Source organism: Pseudomonas sp. EA_65y_Pfl2_P78, from assembly GCF_963970495.1.
Lineage (GTDB): Bacteria > Pseudomonadota > Gammaproteobacteria > Pseudomonadales > Pseudomonadaceae > Aquipseudomonas > Aquipseudomonas baetica_A.
The window spans coordinates 82,358-97,527 of record NZ_CAXAON010000001.1 but is presented as its reverse complement, the minus strand read 5'-3'; the positions used below and the strand labels follow the sequence as shown (position 1 = coordinate 97,527).

General features: G+C 59.6%; 14 protein-coding genes. 4 read left to right on the top strand and 10 right to left on the bottom strand.

The window, feature by feature from the left end; all coding sequences use genetic code 11:
• The first annotated feature begins 213 nt into the window (after nt 1–213).
• A complete protein-coding gene (locus AACY02_RS00425; RefSeq protein WP_339430496.1) occupies nt 214–2,154 on the top strand; it encodes a BCCT family transporter in 1,941 nt (646 codons plus the stop codon).
• Between the two features lie 201 nt (nt 2,155–2,355).
• Here AACY02_RS00425 and choV read toward each other — a convergent pair whose 3' ends face one another.
• The 3 genes from choV to AACY02_RS00410 all read right to left on the bottom strand — a co-directional run bounded on the left by choV (nt 2,356) and on the right by AACY02_RS00410 (nt 5,390).
• The gene (gene choV / locus AACY02_RS00420; protein ID WP_339430283.1) at nt 2,356–3,534 is read right to left on the bottom strand and encodes a choline ABC transporter ATP-binding protein; all 1,179 of its coding nucleotides are present in this window, start codon (nt 3,532–3,534) and stop codon (nt 2,356–2,358) included.
• Nucleotides 3,531–4,376, bottom strand: a complete 846-nt coding sequence (gene choW / locus AACY02_RS00415; RefSeq protein ID WP_221731183.1) for a choline ABC transporter permease subunit — start codon at nt 4,374–4,376, stop codon at nt 3,531–3,533. Before choW ends, choV begins: the two co-directional genes overlap by 4 nt.
• Nucleotides 4,377–4,442: 66 nt before the next feature.
• Nucleotides 4,443–5,390, bottom strand: a complete 948-nt coding sequence (locus AACY02_RS00410; RefSeq protein ID WP_339430282.1) for a choline ABC transporter substrate-binding protein — start codon at nt 5,388–5,390, stop codon at nt 4,443–4,445.
• Nucleotides 5,391–5,815: 425 nt separating this feature from the next.
• Here AACY02_RS00410 and AACY02_RS00405 point away from each other — a divergent pair, with 425 nt between their 5' ends.
• Entirely contained in the window at nt 5,816–7,192 is a 1,377-nt protein-coding gene (locus tag AACY02_RS00405) for an L-serine ammonia-lyase (RefSeq protein WP_339430281.1), read from the top strand.
• A 523-nt stretch (nt 7,193–7,715) separates the two neighbouring features.
• On the top strand, nt 7,716–8,819 hold the full coding sequence (locus tag AACY02_RS00400) for a GlxA family transcriptional regulator (protein ID WP_221731180.1): 1,104 nt from the start codon (nt 7,716–7,718) through the stop codon (nt 8,817–8,819).
• A gap of 112 nt (nt 8,820–8,931) precedes the next feature.
• Here AACY02_RS00400 and AACY02_RS00395 read toward each other — a convergent pair whose 3' ends face one another.
• From AACY02_RS00395 to choX, 5 genes are all read right to left on the bottom strand, one after another.
• Nucleotides 8,932–9,195, bottom strand: coding sequence for a hypothetical protein (locus tag AACY02_RS00395; protein WP_339430280.1), 264 nt, complete (start codon nt 9,193–9,195; stop codon nt 8,932–8,934).
• A 309-nt stretch (nt 9,196–9,504) separates the two neighbouring features.
• Nucleotides 9,505–9,981 (bottom strand): thioesterase family protein, encoded by a 477-nt coding sequence (locus AACY02_RS00390; RefSeq protein ID WP_339430279.1) that lies wholly within the window; start codon nt 9,979–9,981, stop codon nt 9,505–9,507.
• 127 nt (nt 9,982–10,108) lie between these two features.
• Entirely contained in the window at nt 10,109–11,074 is a 966-nt protein-coding gene (locus tag AACY02_RS00385) for an L-carnitine dehydrogenase (RefSeq protein WP_339430278.1), read from the bottom strand.
• A 56-nt stretch (nt 11,075–11,130) separates the two neighbouring features.
• On the bottom strand, nt 11,131–12,018 hold the full coding sequence (locus AACY02_RS00380) for a 3-keto-5-aminohexanoate cleavage protein (RefSeq protein WP_339430277.1): 888 nt from the start codon (nt 12,016–12,018) through the stop codon (nt 11,131–11,133).
• A 75-nt stretch (nt 12,019–12,093) separates the two neighbouring features.
• On the bottom strand, nt 12,094–13,038 hold the full coding sequence (gene choX / locus AACY02_RS00375) for a choline ABC transporter substrate-binding protein (RefSeq protein WP_339430276.1): 945 nt from the start codon (nt 13,036–13,038) through the stop codon (nt 12,094–12,096).
• A 207-nt stretch (nt 13,039–13,245) separates the two neighbouring features.
• Here choX and AACY02_RS00370 point away from each other — a divergent pair, with 207 nt between their 5' ends.
• Entirely contained in the window at nt 13,246–14,190 is a 945-nt protein-coding gene (locus AACY02_RS00370) for a GlxA family transcriptional regulator (protein ID WP_339430275.1), read from the top strand.
• 140 nt (nt 14,191–14,330) lie between these two features.
• Here AACY02_RS00370 and AACY02_RS00365 read toward each other — a convergent pair whose 3' ends face one another.
• Together AACY02_RS00365 and AACY02_RS00360 are read right to left on the bottom strand one after the other, a co-directional pair.
• The gene (locus tag AACY02_RS00365; RefSeq protein ID WP_339430274.1) at nt 14,331–14,747 is read right to left on the bottom strand and encodes a DUF3010 family protein; all 417 of its coding nucleotides are present in this window, start codon (nt 14,745–14,747) and stop codon (nt 14,331–14,333) included.
• A gap of 28 nt (nt 14,748–14,775) precedes the next feature.
• Nucleotides 14,776–15,099: a helix-turn-helix domain-containing protein gene (locus tag AACY02_RS00360; protein ID WP_064589571.1), complete on the bottom strand. Its 324-nt coding sequence runs from the start codon at nt 15,097–15,099 to the stop codon at nt 14,776–14,778.
• Nucleotides 15,100–15,170 lie beyond the last annotated feature (71 nt).

The window sequence follows — 15,170 nt, the reverse complement described above, 5'->3', positions numbered from 1 at the left end:
TTCGGCCACGAAAGCGATTCGCAACACCATTTCGGCAGGTTCGGGCTTTTTTCGGGGTGTCTTTATATCACCCGCCGGTCGGCTGCCAACTAACCGATTGGTCGGGTGCCGTGTTGCCTTGTGTTCTTCTCTCGCACTGCCTGGAGCATTTGTGCCATGAGTTCTGCCTCGCTTATAAAGACCCCGCCCGAGAAGGTGACGGTCAACGGTTGGGTGTTCTACACCTCTACCGCGTTGATTCTGTTGTTGACCGCCATTCTGATTATCGCCCCGCAAGAGGCCGGCAGACTGTTGGGTGTGGCTCAGGAGTGGTTGTCGCGCAGCTTCGGCTGGTACTACATGGTGGTGATCGCCGCTTACCTGGTGTTTGTGGTGGGCCTGGCGTTCTCCTCCTACGGAAAACTCAAACTGGGCAGCAAGGACGACACCCCGGATTTCAGTTACGGCGCCTGGGCGGGGATGCTGTTCTCGTCGGGTATCGGGATTTCGCTGCTGTATTTCGGCGCGTCCGAGCCGCTGGATCACTACTTCAATCCGCCGGAAGGCGTGGCCGCCACCAACATGGCGGCGCGTCAGGCGGTGCAACTGACGTTCCTGCACTGGGGCCTGCACGGCTGGGCGATCTATGCATTGGTCGGCTTGGCCGTGGCTTACTTTGCCTACCGTCATAACCAACCGCTGGCCCTGCGTTCGGCGCTGTATCCGCTGGTCGGCGAGCGTTGGGTCAAAGGCGCGGCCGGTCACGCGGTGGACGGCTTCGGCATGTTCGTGACCCTGCTGGGTCTGGTGACGAACCTGGGGATTGGTTCGCTGCAAGTGTCTTCGGGCCTTGAAAACCTGTTCGGCATGGAACACAGCAACACTAACCTGCTGATCGTGATCATCGTGATGAGCACGGTGGCGACGATCGCTGCCGTGTCCGGTGTGGAAAACGGTATCCGTCGTCTGTCCAACCTGAACATCGTGCTGTTCAGCGGTCTGCTGATTTTCGTCCTGCTGTTCGGCCCGACGTTGCACTTGCTCAACGGCTTTGTGCAGAACATCGGCGACTACCTCAACGGCGCGGTGCTGAAGACGTTCGACCTGTACGTCTATGAAGGCGACAGCGCCAAATCCGACCGCTGGTTGGGCCTGTGGACGCTGTTCTACTGGGCCTGGTGGATTTCCTGGGCGCCATTTGTAGGCATGTTCATCGCGCGTATCTCCCGTGGGCGTACCGTGCGTGAACTGGTAGCCGGCGTGCTTCTGATTCCGCTGGGCTTCACGCTGGCCTGGCTGTCGATCTTCGGCAACTCGGCGCTGGATCTGGTGATGAACCATGGGGCGGTTGAGCTTGGGAAGACGGCGCTGGAACAGCCGTCGATGGCGATCTATCAGTTGCTTGAGCACTATCCGGCGTCGAAAGTTGTCATCGGTGTGTCGATCTTCGTCGGCTTCGTGCTGTTCCTGACCCCGGCCGACTCTGGCGCGGTGATGATGGCCAACCTGTCCTGCAAGGGCGGCAACGTCGACGAAGATGCGCCCCACTGGCTGCGGATCTTCTGGTCGGTGGTGATCACCCTGGTGACCATCGGTTTGCTGTTCGCCGGTAACTTTGAAGCGATGCAAACGATGGTGGTGCTGGCCGGTCTGCCGTTCTCGGTGGTGCTGGTGTTCTTCATGTTCGGCCTGCACAAGGCAATGCGTCAGGACGTGCTGATCGAAGAGGAGCAAGCGCAACTGGCCGAACGTGGTCGTCGGGGTTTCAGCGAGCGTTTGACTCAGCTGGACCTGCAACCGAGCCAGTCGGTGGTGCAGCGTTTCATGGACAAGCAAGTCAGCCCGGCGCTGGAAAGCGCGGCTGCGCAAATGCGTGCTCAGGGGCTGGAAGTGCAAACGCTGCTGGGTAAATCCAAGCGCTGCATGGGCGTGCGCATCGAAATGGAAGAGAGCAACCCTTTCGTTTACGAAGTGAGTCTGGACGGTTACCTCGCAACCCCTGCCGAATCGGTGGCGTCTGAAGAGGCGCGTCAGCGTTTCTATCGCGCCGAGGTGTATCTGCAAAGCGGCAGCCAGGATTACGACCTGATGGGCTTCACGCAGGATCAGATCACGCGGGATGTGCTCGATCAGTTTGAAAGCCATCGGCAGCTCCTTGGCCGGGTGTACAGCTAAACGGCAAGTGGCGCGGTGTTTCTTTCAAAAGCACCGCGCCGCATCCTTCGCGAGCAAGCCGGCTCCCACATTGGCCTGCATTTTAACTGTGGAAGCGGGCTTGCTCGCGAAAAGGGCCATCAGCCACAACACGGTTTGACTTGACGCCCTGATAAACAAAAACGCCGCGATCCTCTCGCGGCGTTTTTGTGTCCGGGATTACTACCCCAGGTTCTTGCCCAGCAACGCGTGATACAACTCGCTGTCACCGAGAATCCCTACGACCTGATTGTTATCGTGCAGCACCAGTTTGTTGCCGGTCTGATAACGAATCTGCAAGGCGTCACGCATGCCGATGTTGGAGTCCACCAGCGTCGGTTTGCGCTCCAGCCCTTCAACCGCTTGTCCCGGTGCCCAGTTCTGCAGGTTGAGTGTCGAGCCGTTCTGCCGTGCGCCTTTGATGGTGTTGCCCTCGGCCAGGTCCAGCCACGAGTCGTCGCCCGGGTCCAGGCACACCGAACCGTTGATGCGTTTGCAGTTATCCAGGGTGCGCATCAGGCTGCGCCCGCACAGCACGTTGAGCGGATTGGTGTGCGCCACGAAGGTACGCACATAGTCATCCGCCGGGTTCAGCACGATCTCTTCCGGCACGCTGTACTGGACGATGCGACCGTCCTTCATGATCGCGATGCGGCTGCCCAGTTTCAGCGCCTCGTCGAGGTCGTGGCTGACGAAGACGATGGTCTTGTTCAACTTGCGTTGCAGTTCCAGCAGTTCATCCTGCAGGCCTTGGCGGATCAGCGGGTCGAGTGCCGAAAACGGTTCGTCCATCAGCAGAATGTCGGCGTCCATCGCCAGTGCACGAGCAAGGCCGACGCGCTGCTGCATGCCGCCGGAGAGTTCGTCAGGCTTTTTGTTGCGCCATTGGGCCAGACCTACCAGTTCGAGCTTCTCGTCAACCAGCTTCCTGCGTTCCTTTTCCGGTCGGCCCTGCATTTCCAGACCAAAGCTGATGTTCTCGCGAACCGTCAGCCACGGCATCAGCGCGAACTTCTGGAACACCATGGCGATGCGTTTGGTACGCATCATTTTCAGTTCGGCGGGGGTGCAGGATGCGATATCGATCTGGCGGTTTTCGTGCTCGACGAACAGCTTGCCGCGGCTCACGGTGTTGAGGCCGTTGATGCAACGCAGCAGGCTCGACTTGCCGGAGCCGGACAGACCCATCAGCACGCAGATTTCGCCTTTGTTGATGTCGAGGCTGGCCTTTTCCACGCCGACGATCTGCCCGGTCTTTTTCAGGATCTCGTTGCGGGTCATGCCCTCATCCAGCAGCTTGAGTGCCTCGCGCGGGTCCTTGGAGAAAATTACGTCGACGTCTTCGAAGCGAATGATGCTCATGCGTCACCCCCTGCTTTGGCTTCGGGCTGTTTGCAGATACGGTCGAGCATGATCGCCAGCAGTACGATCGCCAGGCCTGCTTCGAAGCCCAGGGCGATATCAGCAGTGTTCAGTGCGTTGACCACCGGTTTGCCGAGTCCGTCGGCGCCTACCAGTGCAGCGATCACCACCATCGACAGCGACAGCATGATGCACTGGGTGATGCCGGCCGCGATGCTCGGCATGGCGTGAGGCAGTTCAATCCGTGAAAGCAGTTGGCGACGCGAGCAGCCGAAGGCTTTGCCGGCGTCCATCAGTTCTTGCGGGACATCGCGGATGCCCAGGTAAGTCAGGCGGATCGGCGCTGCGATGGCGAACACCACCGTGGAGATCAGGCCCGGCACCACGCCCAGCCCGAAGAGGGTCAGGGTAGGAATGAGGTAAACGAAGGTGGGTACGGTCTGCATCAGATCGAGAACCGGACGCATCAATGTGTAGAACATCGGTTTGTGCGCGGCGACGATGCCCAACGGCACGCCGATGACCACGCAAACCAGGGTCGCGAACATGACCTGGGCGAGGGTTTCCATGGTTTCCTGCCAGTACCCCAGATTGAGGATCAGCAGGAAGGATGCAATCACAAAAGCAGTCAGTCCCCATTTGCGCTGGATGAAATGGGCGAGTACGGCGATGAGGCCGATCAAGACAAAAGGGTTGAACCAGGTGAGCGCAAACGTCACGCCGTGGATCATCGTTTCCAGTGTCACGGCGATTGCGTCGAATGTATTGGCGCCGTGGTCGGTCAACCATTCAACGAAACCCGCGATGTACTGGCCTAAAGGTATTTTCTGATCAATCAGCATGGTAGTGAACGTCCGCATGCAAGGAATAAACAGTCCGGGCGAGCGCACTCGCCCGGCATAAGGCGATTACTGCGCGAGCTTGGCTTTCACGGCCGCAAGGCCTGGTTTACCGTCAATGGTGGTCACGCCAGCGAGCCAGGTATCGAGTATCTGTGGATTTTTCTTCAGCCAGGCTTTGGCTGCTGCTTCGGGCTTCATCTTGTCATCGAGAACATTGCCCATCAGCTCACTTTCCATGTCGACGGTGAACTCCAGGTTCTTCAGCAACTGGCCGACATTGCTGCACTCTTCGACATAGCCCTTGCGGGTGTTGGTGGCCACGGTGGCGGCGCCGAAATCCGGGCCGAAGAAGTCATCGCCCCCGGTCAGGTATTGAATATGGAAGCGTTTGTTCATCGGGTGGGGGGCCCAGCCCAGGAATACGACCGCGGTGTCACGTCTCTGGGCGCGATCGACCTGCGACAGCATCCCCGCTTCGCTGGATTCCACGATTTTGAAGCCGGCGTCTTTCAGGCCGAAAGCGTTTTTGTCGATCATGCTCTGGATCAGACGGTTACCGTCGTTGCCTGGCTCGATGCCGTAGATCTTGCCGTCGAGTTCTTTCTTGAATTTGGCGATGTCGGCAAAGTCATGCAGACCTTTGTCGTACAGGGCTTGCGGCACGGCGAGGGTGTATTTGGCGCCCTTGAGGTTGGTGCGCACGACGTCCACGGTACCGGCATCGCGGTAGGCCTTGATGTCGTTTTCCATGGTCGGCATCCAGTTGCCGAGGAAAATGTCCATGTTCTTGCCGTCGGCCAGGGACTTGTAGGTCACCGGTACGGAAATCATGGTGGTCTTGGTTTTGTACCCCAGTGCGTCGAGTACGACGCTGGTGGTGGCGGTTGTCACGGTGATATCGGTCCAGCCGACATCGGAGAAGTTGACGGTGCTGCATTGTTCCGGTTCTGAAGCCTGGGCCAGAAGAGGAAGACTGAGCATGGCGGCCAACAACAACGAGGGGGAACCTTTCATGGGGGGACTCCTGAGTGTTTTTTGGGCGGTGTTCCGACGGGATACCCGCACTTATGAATGTTGCGGTCGGTAGGTGCGTGAAACGTGTTCTGACACGCAGCCTTGCAATCAAGTCGTAAATGATCATGTACCAGTGCATATCGGACGCCTACAGGTAGGGTCGCATCCAGTACAGGCGTGGTCGCATCTAGTGTCGGTAACGTCGCTTACAGCTTTTTTCCACCCATTGACGGCTCCCTGGGCCACCAAAAAGCGAGTGGATAGAGCCTCACCGACACACGGCGTTAGTGGACAAGACTACGTCGGTGTCAGACGTCAACCTTACGGCAAAAACCGGAAGATGTGCGAATTCCGGCGTCAAGCGTAGTTGCTGCGCCGCCCGGCGCAGCCGTGTCGGGACGTGTTTGAACTTGAGATATTCGCCCATGGCAATCAGCGTTTTCGACCTGTTTAAAATCGGCATTGGCCCTTCCAGTTCCCATACTGTGGGCCCGATGCGCGCCGCTGCTCTGTTCGTGCAAAGCCTGCGAGAAAAGGCCCTGCTCGATGACGTTCGGCGTGTCGAAGTTCAGCTTTATGGATCGCTGTCGGCCACGGGTATCGGCCATGGCAGCGACAACGCGGTGATCATGGGATTGATGGGCGAATGGCCTGATGCAATCGATCCCGCACAGATTGGCCCGCGCATCCAGGCGCTACGCGAAACCGATACGCTCTTGCTGGACGGTCGTCTGACGGTACCCTTTGTCTGGGCCCGGGACATGCGTCTGATCGAGGAGAACCTGCCTTTCCACCCCAACGCCATGACGCTGATCGCCGAAGGTGATGGCGCTACCCTGCATCGCGACACCTATTACTCGGTCGGTGGCGGTTTTGTCGTGGATGAGGCGCAAGCCTGCAGCGGTGTGGTGGATCTGGATCGCACCGAACTGCCCTATGACTTCTCCAGTGCCGTGGAGTTGTTGGCGCTGTGCAAGCAACATAACTTGCGCGTCGCCGACTTGATGATGGCCAACGAAAAGGTCTGGCGCAGCGAAGAGGAAATCCGCGCCGGGCTGATGAAACTCTGGCTTGCGATGCAAGATTGCGTCGAGCAAGGCCTCAAGCACGAAGGCATCCTGCCTGGTGGGTTGAATGTGCGTCGGCGTGCGGCGAAGTTGCATCGCAGCCTGCAGGAATTGAACAAGCCCAACGTGATCGGCTCGACGCTGAGCGCGATGGAGTGGGTCAACCTGTTCGCCCTTGCCGTGAATGAAGAGAACGCGGCGGGCGGGCGGATGGTCACGGCGCCGACCAACGGTGCGGCGGGGATCATTCCGGCGGTGCTGCACTACTTTATGAAGTTCAGCGAAGCGGTCACCGACGCCAACGTGGTCGACTACTTTCTGGCGGCGGCGGCGGTGGGGATTCTGTGCAAAAAGAACGCGTCGATTTCCGGTGCCGAAGTCGGTTGTCAGGGCGAGGTCGGGTCGGCCTGTGCGATGGCGGCGGCAGGGCTGGCGGAGATTCTTGGCGCTTCGCCTGAGCAGTTGTGCAACGCGGCGGAAATCGGCCTGGAACATAACCTCGGTTTGACCTGCGATCCGGTAGGCGGCCTCGTCCAGGTGCCGTGCATCGAGCGCAATGCGATTGCGGCGGTGAAGGCGATCAACGCCGCGCAAATGGCGTTGCGTGGCGATGGTCAGCACTTCATCTCGCTGGACCGGGTGATTCGCACCATGCGTGATACCGGTGCCGACATGCATGACAAATATAAAGAAACATCGCGCGGTGGGTTGGCGGTCAGCGCGGTTGAGTGCTGAAACCGAGTGGCTTCAATCGTTAGCAGGCTAGCGACCACAGTCGATTCGTATCGATCAGAAAACCTGTGCAAACCAACCTGCCGGCGATTGGGCCAGACCAGTCAAAACTGCGCGCTAAATGAACACGGTTAATCAAACACGCCACCTTTTGGCGCGTCGCAATCAGATAAGAGTCTTTCCCACCTGTAACAGGCAATCAGCACACCCTACCGTCCGTCACCTGTGCCTGTGGTGACACTCCTGTGGAACGGCGCGCAGCCCCGTTCCCACAAGTGATACCGATCTGCTCACAGGCAACGGAGCAGAGCTTTGCCCCTCGCTGATGGCACTTCCAAACACCCTTCGCCGGAGGTCTCATATAGACGCGTCGTGATGTCGTTTTCAGGAGTTATTGAATGGCCATTCAATTTTAGGCATGGCAATTGCTCTGTCATAACAAAGCCCGTCTCCCACTCGAGAACGCTGGCAAAAACAAGAGCCTCCGCCTGAGGCCTTCACCCGCTTTGTGTGAGGAGATACCGCGATGACGTCGTTCAACTCAGGGGCTCAACCCCAGAACCGTGCGCCTCAATCCATCGGCTTTCTGCTGCTGGACAATTTCACGCTGATTTCCCTGGCCTCTGCGGTTGAGCCGCTGCGCATGGCCAATCAGTTGTCCGGTCGTGAACTGTTTCGCTGGAGCACCCTCACCGTCGATGGCGGCCAGGTGTGGGCCAGTGACGGCCTGCAAATCACGCCCGACGCCTCGATGCACAAAGCGCCCCCGCTGGACACCGTGATTGTCTGTGGCGGTGTCGGTATCCAGCGCACCGTGACCCGTGAGCACGTCTCCTGGCTGCAAAGCCAGGCGCGTCAGTCGCGTCGTCTGGGTGCCGTGTGCACCGGCAGTTGGGCCTTGGCCTGCGCCGGGCTGCTCGACGGTTTCGATTGCAGCGTGCACTGGGAATGCCTGGCGGCAATGCAGGAAGCTTTCCCGCGCGTGGCCATGAGTACTCGCTTGTTCACCCTCGACCGCAACCGCTTCACCAGCTCCGGCGGCACCGCGCCGCTGGACATGATGCTTCACCTGATCAGCCGCGATCACGGCCGTGAACTGTCCGCCGCGATCTCGGAAATGTTCGTCTATGAGCGCATCCGCAACGAACAGGATCACCAGCGCGTGCCGCTCAAGCACATGCTCGGCACCAACCAGCCGAAGCTGCAGGAAATCGTCGCGCTGATGGAGGCCAACCTTGAGGAACCGATCGACCTCGACGAACTGGCGGTGTATGTCGCCGTGTCCCGTCGTCAGCTCGAGCGGTTGTTCCAGAAATACCTGCACTGCTCGCCGTCGCGTTACTACCTCAAGCTGCGTTTGATTCGTGCCCGGCAACTGCTCAAGCAGACGCCGATGTCGATCATCGAAGTGGCTTCGGTGTGTGGTTTCGTCTCAACGCCGCACTTCTCCAAGTGCTACCGCGAATACTTCGGCATTCCGCCGCGTGACGAGCGCGTTGGCTCCAACACCACCCAGCAGGTGGCGATGATGCAGTTGCCGCAGGCGATGGTGCTGTCGCCGCTGTCGGGGCCGATGTCGGCGTTGAGTCAGGCGCGTAATGAATCGACGTTTGCCAGCGTAAGGTTGTAAACCGAGTCATCGTTCATCGCCAGCAGGCGGGCTCCCACAGGATGGATGTCGATCACAAAAATGTGGTCAGACACAAAAACTGTGGGAACCCGCCTGTGGGCGATTGGCTTGCTCAGGCGCTGTGGGTCTGTTGGTAGTGTGCCAATGCCGGCAACAACTGTTTGTCGATGGCTTGGCGCACAGCCGGCTGGATGCTCGCGCCGCTGGTGTACATGTCCTTGACCATTTTGCGCAATTCGAACGCCCGAGCATTGTCCAGACCCATTACGGCGAATTCACATGCCTGCTCGGCCGTCGAGCCGACCGGCACCTGCAATCCCAATGCCTTGAGCTGTCCCAACAGGTCTTCCTGATCGATCAAATCGGCAAACATCATGAGGCGAATCCTTCTTCAGCAACGGAGGTCGTGACTCGATTCTGGTAGGCAAGGGGAGGGACGGCAAGGGCGATTTGTCGCAGTGGCTGCTACGACTATGAACGGGTCGTTTTCGGCTAACTCGTTGTCAAAGGGAGTGGGCAAACTGGCTTCAGCTTGCAACACGACGGTTTGGTCACCCTCGCACGGCAGCTCCTCAACAGTACCCTCAGCCCCGATCCTGTCACGGCTTGTATCGGGGCTTTTTTTGCCTGTCCGTCAGTGAAACCGATCTGCGCAGCAAGCGCTCATCTCGCTCGATAGTGGGTTTTAACGGGCCGGTGGCAGGGCGATGATGCGGCCGATGTAAGTCGGGGCGGGCAGGTCGGCCTGCTCGGCGACGATGGCTTGCAGACGGCTCAAGGTGTCCGCGCTGAACGGCGCCGAGCGCGGGCCGGCGAGGTCGACGTGCAGCAACATCTGCTCATTGCCGGCCAGCTCCTGGTCTTCCCCGACTTTGTGCAGGCTGTGATAGAGATGCAGGCGTTTGCTGTCGTGACCGATGATTTGCGTGCGTACTTCGACGTCGGTGTCGAGCTTCACTTCGTGCAGGTAGTTGAGGTGCAGTTCCAGGGTGAACAGCGAGTGGCCGCTGGCTTCGCGGTGGTTGCTGTCCATGCCGAGGCGATCCATCAGGGCGTCGGTGGAGTAGCTGAAAATCAGCAGGTAGAAGGCGTCGCGCAGGTGGCCGTTGTAGTCGACCCAGTCGGGGATGATGCGGGTTTGGTAGGTGGTGAGGCTGGGCATGGTGTCAGATCCAACATTGATAGTGGCTGGGCTGCCGTCTTCGCGAGCAAGCCCGCTCCCACATGGGAATGCGGTCATCTGTGGGAGCGGGCTTGCTCGCGAAGGGGCCGGAACTGTTGAGCAAGGATTATTCGCTGAAACTCATTCCATGCTTCTCCTTGGTAGTCCTCACCGCCTCCAGCACCGCCAGCAGGCAATCATCACGATAGCGCTCCAGCGCCGAAATGCTGTGGCTGCCCAACTGATCGCTGGTGCCATCGACCACATCGTCAATCAACTTGTCGGTCAGCTCCGGTGCCGGCAGATACGTCCATGGCAACTGCAACGCCGGGCCGAATTGCGACATGAAGTGACGCATTCCGGCATCGCCACCGGCGAGGGTGTAGGTCAGGAAGGTGCCCATGAACGACCAGCGCAAACCGGCGCCAAAACGAATCGCGTCGTCGATCTCGCCAGTCGTCGCCACCCCGTCGTTGACCAGGTGCAGCGCCTCACGCCACAGCGCTTCGAGCAGACGGTCAGCGATGAATCCCGGTACTTCCTTGCGCACATGCAGCGGACGCATGCCGAGTGATTCGTAGACTTTCATTGCCGCTTGTATAGCTTCCGGTGCGGTGTTCTTGCCACCGACCACTTCCACCAGCGGCAACAGGTAAACCGGATTGAACGGATGGCCGACCACGCAGCGTTCCGGGTGGATCGAACTCTCGTAGAACTCGCTCGGCAACAGGCCCGAGGTGCTGGAGCCGATCAGCGCATTGGGCTTGGCGGCCGAGCTGATTTTGCTGTGCAGTTGCAGTTTCAGTTCAAGGCGTTCCGGAGCGCTTTCCTGAATGAAATCCGCGTCGCGCACGCACTCCTCGATGGTCGCGACAAAGCGCAAGCGATCCTGCGACGCGCCCGGCGCCAGGCCGTTTTTCTCCAGCGCCCCCCAGGCATTGGCCACGCGTTTGCGCAGCGCCGCTTCAGCGCCGGGCGCCGGATCCCAGGCCACGACATCGAGGCCGTGGGCGAGGGCGCGGGCGACCCAGCCGCTGCCGATAACACCGCTGCCCAGCGCGGCGAAGGTTTTGATTTCGGTGATAAAGCTCATGGTCACATCCTGAATAATTCGTAGAAACCTGTGGAAGCGGGCAAATGAGTGATGATTTATCCGCGCGGGGTCAGGCCCATTTTTTTCCGGCCCTCGGCCGGGGTCAGGACGCTGGCGCCCAAGCGGCTGAGTATCTCGGTGGCACGCTCAACGAGTTGACCGTTGGTCGCCAGCACGCCTTTGTCCAGCCACAGGTTGTCTTCCAGCCCGACCCGCACGTTGCCACCCAGCAGCACCGCTTGCGCGGCCATCGGCATCTGCATCCGGCCGATACCAAACCCGGCCCACACCGCGTCCGCCGGCAGGTTGTCGACCATGGCTTTCATGGTGGTGGTGTCGGCCGGCGCGCCCCACGGAATGCCCAGGCACAGCTGGAACAGCGGGTTATCGAGCAAACCTTCCTTGATCATCTGTTTGGCGAACCACAGGTGACCGGTGTCGAAAATTTCCAGCTCGGCTTTCACGCCCAACTCGGTGATGCGTTTGGCGCCGGCGCGCAGTTGTGCCGGGGTGGAGACATAAATGGTGTCGCCGTCGCCGAAGTTCAGGGTGCCGCAATCGAGGGTGCAGATTTCCGGCAGCAGTTCTTCGACGTGGGCCAGACGAGTCAGCGGGCCGACCAGATCGGTGTTCGGGCCGAACTCCATCGGCTTCTCGCCAGCGCCGATTTCCAGATCGCCACCCATGCCGGCCGTGAGGTTGACGATGATGTCGACGTCAGCCTCGCGGATGCGCTCCATCACTTCGCGGTACAGCGCCACATCGCGACTGAACTTGCCGGTCTGCGGATCGCGGACGTGACAGTGCACAACGGTGGCGCCAGCCTTGGCCGCTTCCACGGCGGCGGCGGCAATCTGTTTTGGGGTGACCGGTACGTGGGGGCTCCTGGCGGTCGTGTCGCCAGCACCGGTGAGTGCGCAGGTGATGATGACGTCGTGGTTCATGTGTCGGTTTCCTTCAGGCGTGATGGGGCTGTTCGCAGCCCTTTGCGGGCTGCGAAACGGTGATTCAGGAGGACGTTATTTGCGGGTCAGTTGCAGGTTTTCAGCGGCCGGTTTGCCGTCGAAAGTGGTCACACCTTCGAGCCAGCGCTGTTTGTCTGCCGGGTGATCCTTGAGCCACTGCTTGGCCGACTCGAAGGCGTCCTTGTGATCGAGCAGCGGTTGCATCATCCGGCTCTCGTCTTCAGCGGTGAACGTCAGATTGCTCAGCAGGCGACCGATGTTCGGGCACTGTTCGGCGTATTTCGGCGCGGTGACGGTCCACACGGTGGCCATGCCCTCGTTCGGGCCGAGGGCGTCATTGCTGCCGGTGAGGTAGGTCATCTTGACGTTGACGTTCATCGGGTGCGGCGCCCAGCCGAAGAACACCACGGCTTCCTTGCGACGCACGGCGCGATCGACGGCGGCGAGCATCCCCGCTTCACTGGACTCGACCAACTGGAACTTGCCGAGGCCAAACTGGTTTTTGGCGATCATTGCCTTGATCTGCGTGTTGGCGCCCGAACCCGGTTCGATGCCGTAGATCTTGCCGCCCAGTTCCTTCTCGAACTTGGCGATGTCGGCGAAAGTCTTCAGGCCCTTGTCAGCCAGGTACGTCGGCACGGCGAGGGTGGCGCGGGCGTCTTTGAGGCTTGGAGCGTCAAGGACTTTGACCTGGTTAGCCTCGACGAACGGGGTGATGGTCTGGGTCATCAGCGGGTTCCAGTAGCCGAGAAACAGGTCCAGACGCTGGTCGCGGATCCCGGCGAAGATGATTTGCTGGGACGCGCTGGTTTGTTTGGTGTTGTAGCCGAGGCCGTCGAGCAGGACCTGGGTCATGGCACTGGTGGCGATCACGTCGGTCCAGTTGACCACGCCCATGCGCACGTTCTGGCAAGACGCGGGTTCGGCGGCCATGACGCTGGCGCTCAAGAAAGCGGTACCGCTGAGTGCAAGAACGCAGCTGCTGATCAGTCGTTTCATGTCGGGTTCCTCGGCAGGTTGTTTATTGTGAGTTCCGGCGTCTGTTGCGCCGGTGATGCAAAGTTACGCAGCAACGCCCCCGTGAAAGCGCACTGCGGCGACTGGCACTTGCACTGTAGCGACCTGCGCGCTTGAACGCTGACGACAATCGGCGTATCAACGAGCCACGCTACCCTCCCTCTCGTTACCCGCGAATCGAGTGCGCACATGTCTCAGGATTTCTACTTCCTGCTGATGCCGGGGTTCTCCGCCATCGGCTTTATCTCGGCAATCGAACCGCTGCGGGTCGCCAACCGCTTTCGCGGCGAGTTGTACCGCTGGCATGTGCTGAGCGCTGACGGCGGGGCGGTACTGGCGAGCAACGGCATGTCGGTCAACGCCGACGCGGCGCTGGAACCGCTGAAGAAAGGCGCGACGTTATGGGTGGTGGCCGGGTTCGAACCACTGAAGTTCGCCACGCCGACGCTTGAACATTGGCTGCGACGGCTGGACAACGAAGGCGTGACCCTCGGCGCCATCGACACCGGCAGCTTCGTTCTGGCTGAGGCGGGCCTGCTCGATGGCCATCGCCTGACCCTGCACTGGGAGGCCATTGACGCCTTCAAGGAATCTTATCCACAGCTCAGCGTGACCCAGGAGCTGTTCGAGATCGACCGTCGGCGCATCACCTCGGCCGGCGGTACGGCGTCCATCGACCTGATGCTCGACCTGATCGCCCAGGCCCATGGCCCGCAACTGGCAATTCAGGTCAGCGAACAATTCGTGCTGGGGCGCATTCGTCCGCGCAAAGATCACCAACGCATGGAAGTCGCCACGCGCTACGGCATCAGCAACAAGAAGCTGGTTCAGGTGATTGGCGAGATGGAACAACACAGCGAACCGCCGCTGACCACGTTGGCGTTGGCGGAATCGATCAAGGTGACGCGCCGGCAATTGGAGCGCTTGTTTCGGCTGCATCTGAACGACACGCCGAGCAATTTCTACCTGCGGTTAAGGCTGGAAAAGGCCCAGCAGTTGTTGCGCCAGACCGACATGAGCGTGCTGGAAGTGAGCATCGCCTGCGGGTTTGAATCGCCGTCGTATTTTACCCGCAGCTACCGGGCAAAATTCGCCCGCTGCCCCCGCGAAGACCGGCATACCGCCCAAACCTGAACGGGTGCACACGACACCCATGTGGGAGCGGGCTTGCTCGCGAATGCGGTGTGTCATTCAACAATGCAGTCGACTGACACGCCCTCTTCGCGAGCAAGCCCGCTCCCACATTTTTGATCTTCTTTGTCTGGAAGATCGGGTTACTTCTTCACCAACGCCGAACAAGCGGCTTTATAAGCCTCATGCTGATATTTGTTCAGCGTCCCCGGCAGCTCGACGTTGTGCTTCTTGGCCTGCGCGTTGATCGTCTGTGGCGACAACAACGTCACTTCACAACCATCCAACAACTGAAACACACCCTCGATCTTGAACGTCGTTGGCCCACCGGCAAATTCGCCCTTCTTGCTGCGCTTCTTGATCGCAATCCGGTCAATCGAATGTTCGCGCACAAACGAGGCAACCTGCGCTGCGAAGCGTTTAACGTTTGCCGCCTCGTCATCATCCTCGAGGGCGATTTTCTTGGTGTTGAGCGCCACATGGCTCAGCGTTGCCCCGTCAAGGGAGGCCACGGCGATGATCGCTTCGCTGCCTTTGATTTCGATGCCGCAGATGTTCATGGGAATTCCTTTGAATGAAGAGGCCAGCCTACAACTCAAGCTGATTGGGCGTGATGCCAAACGCTGCTGCAATTTTCTCGCGGGTTGCCTTGCGTGGCTTCGCTACTGTTTCTTGTTGAGCGAACGCCGGCTGGGAAATTCCCAGACGTTTGGCCACTTCTTCCTGAGTCAGGTTCAGGTGTTCGCGCCAGGCACGGATCGGTGTCGCCCCGTCGACCATTCGACTGACCACCTCATGCGGGATCAGGTCGGGCTGCATTTTCTGTGCGACGTATTGAGCGTAGGGAATGACTACGAAGGCGGGGTTGCCCTCGGCATCGTTGATGATTTGGATGTCGGCAGATTGATTCATGGCGCTGGGAATATAAGTCTTTTATAAGATATTCGAATCTTTACTTATATTTTCCAGTCGGCCAATCCACA

Bases quoted from the DNA above. Each gene is read 5' to 3' on its own strand.
- choV (WP_339430283.1), bottom strand. From the start codon at position 3,534: ATGAGCATCATTCGCTTCGAAGACGTCGACGTAATTTTCTCCAAGGAC.
- choW (WP_221731183.1), bottom strand. From the start codon at position 4,376: ATGCTGATTGATCAGAAAATACCTTTAGGCCAGTACATCGCGGGTTTC.
- AACY02_RS00410 (WP_339430282.1), bottom strand. From the start codon at position 5,390: ATGAAAGGTTCCCCCTCGTTGTTGTTGGCCGCCATGCTCAGTCTTCCT.
- AACY02_RS00405 (WP_339430281.1), top strand. From the start codon at position 5,816: ATGGCAATCAGCGTTTTCGACCTGTTTAAAATCGGCATTGGCCCTTCC.
- AACY02_RS00400 (WP_221731180.1), top strand. From the start codon at position 7,716: ATGACGTCGTTCAACTCAGGGGCTCAACCCCAGAACCGTGCGCCTCAA.
- AACY02_RS00395 (WP_339430280.1), bottom strand. From the start codon at position 9,195: ATGATGTTTGCCGATTTGATCGATCAGGAAGACCTGTTGGGACAGCTC.
- AACY02_RS00390 (WP_339430279.1), bottom strand. From the start codon at position 9,981: ATGCCCAGCCTCACCACCTACCAAACCCGCATCATCCCCGACTGGGTC.
- AACY02_RS00385 (WP_339430278.1), bottom strand. From the start codon at position 11,074: ATGAGCTTTATCACCGAAATCAAAACCTTCGCCGCGCTGGGCAGCGGT.
- AACY02_RS00380 (WP_339430277.1), bottom strand. From the start codon at position 12,018: ATGAACCACGACGTCATCATCACCTGCGCACTCACCGGTGCTGGCGAC.
- choX (WP_339430276.1), bottom strand. From the start codon at position 13,038: ATGAAACGACTGATCAGCAGCTGCGTTCTTGCACTCAGCGGTACCGCT.
- AACY02_RS00370 (WP_339430275.1), top strand. From the start codon at position 13,246: ATGTCTCAGGATTTCTACTTCCTGCTGATGCCGGGGTTCTCCGCCATC.
- AACY02_RS00365 (WP_339430274.1), bottom strand. From the start codon at position 14,747: ATGAACATCTGCGGCATCGAAATCAAAGGCAGCGAAGCGATCATCGCC.
- AACY02_RS00360 (WP_064589571.1), bottom strand. From the start codon at position 15,099: ATGAATCAATCTGCCGACATCCAAATCATCAACGATGCCGAGGGCAAC.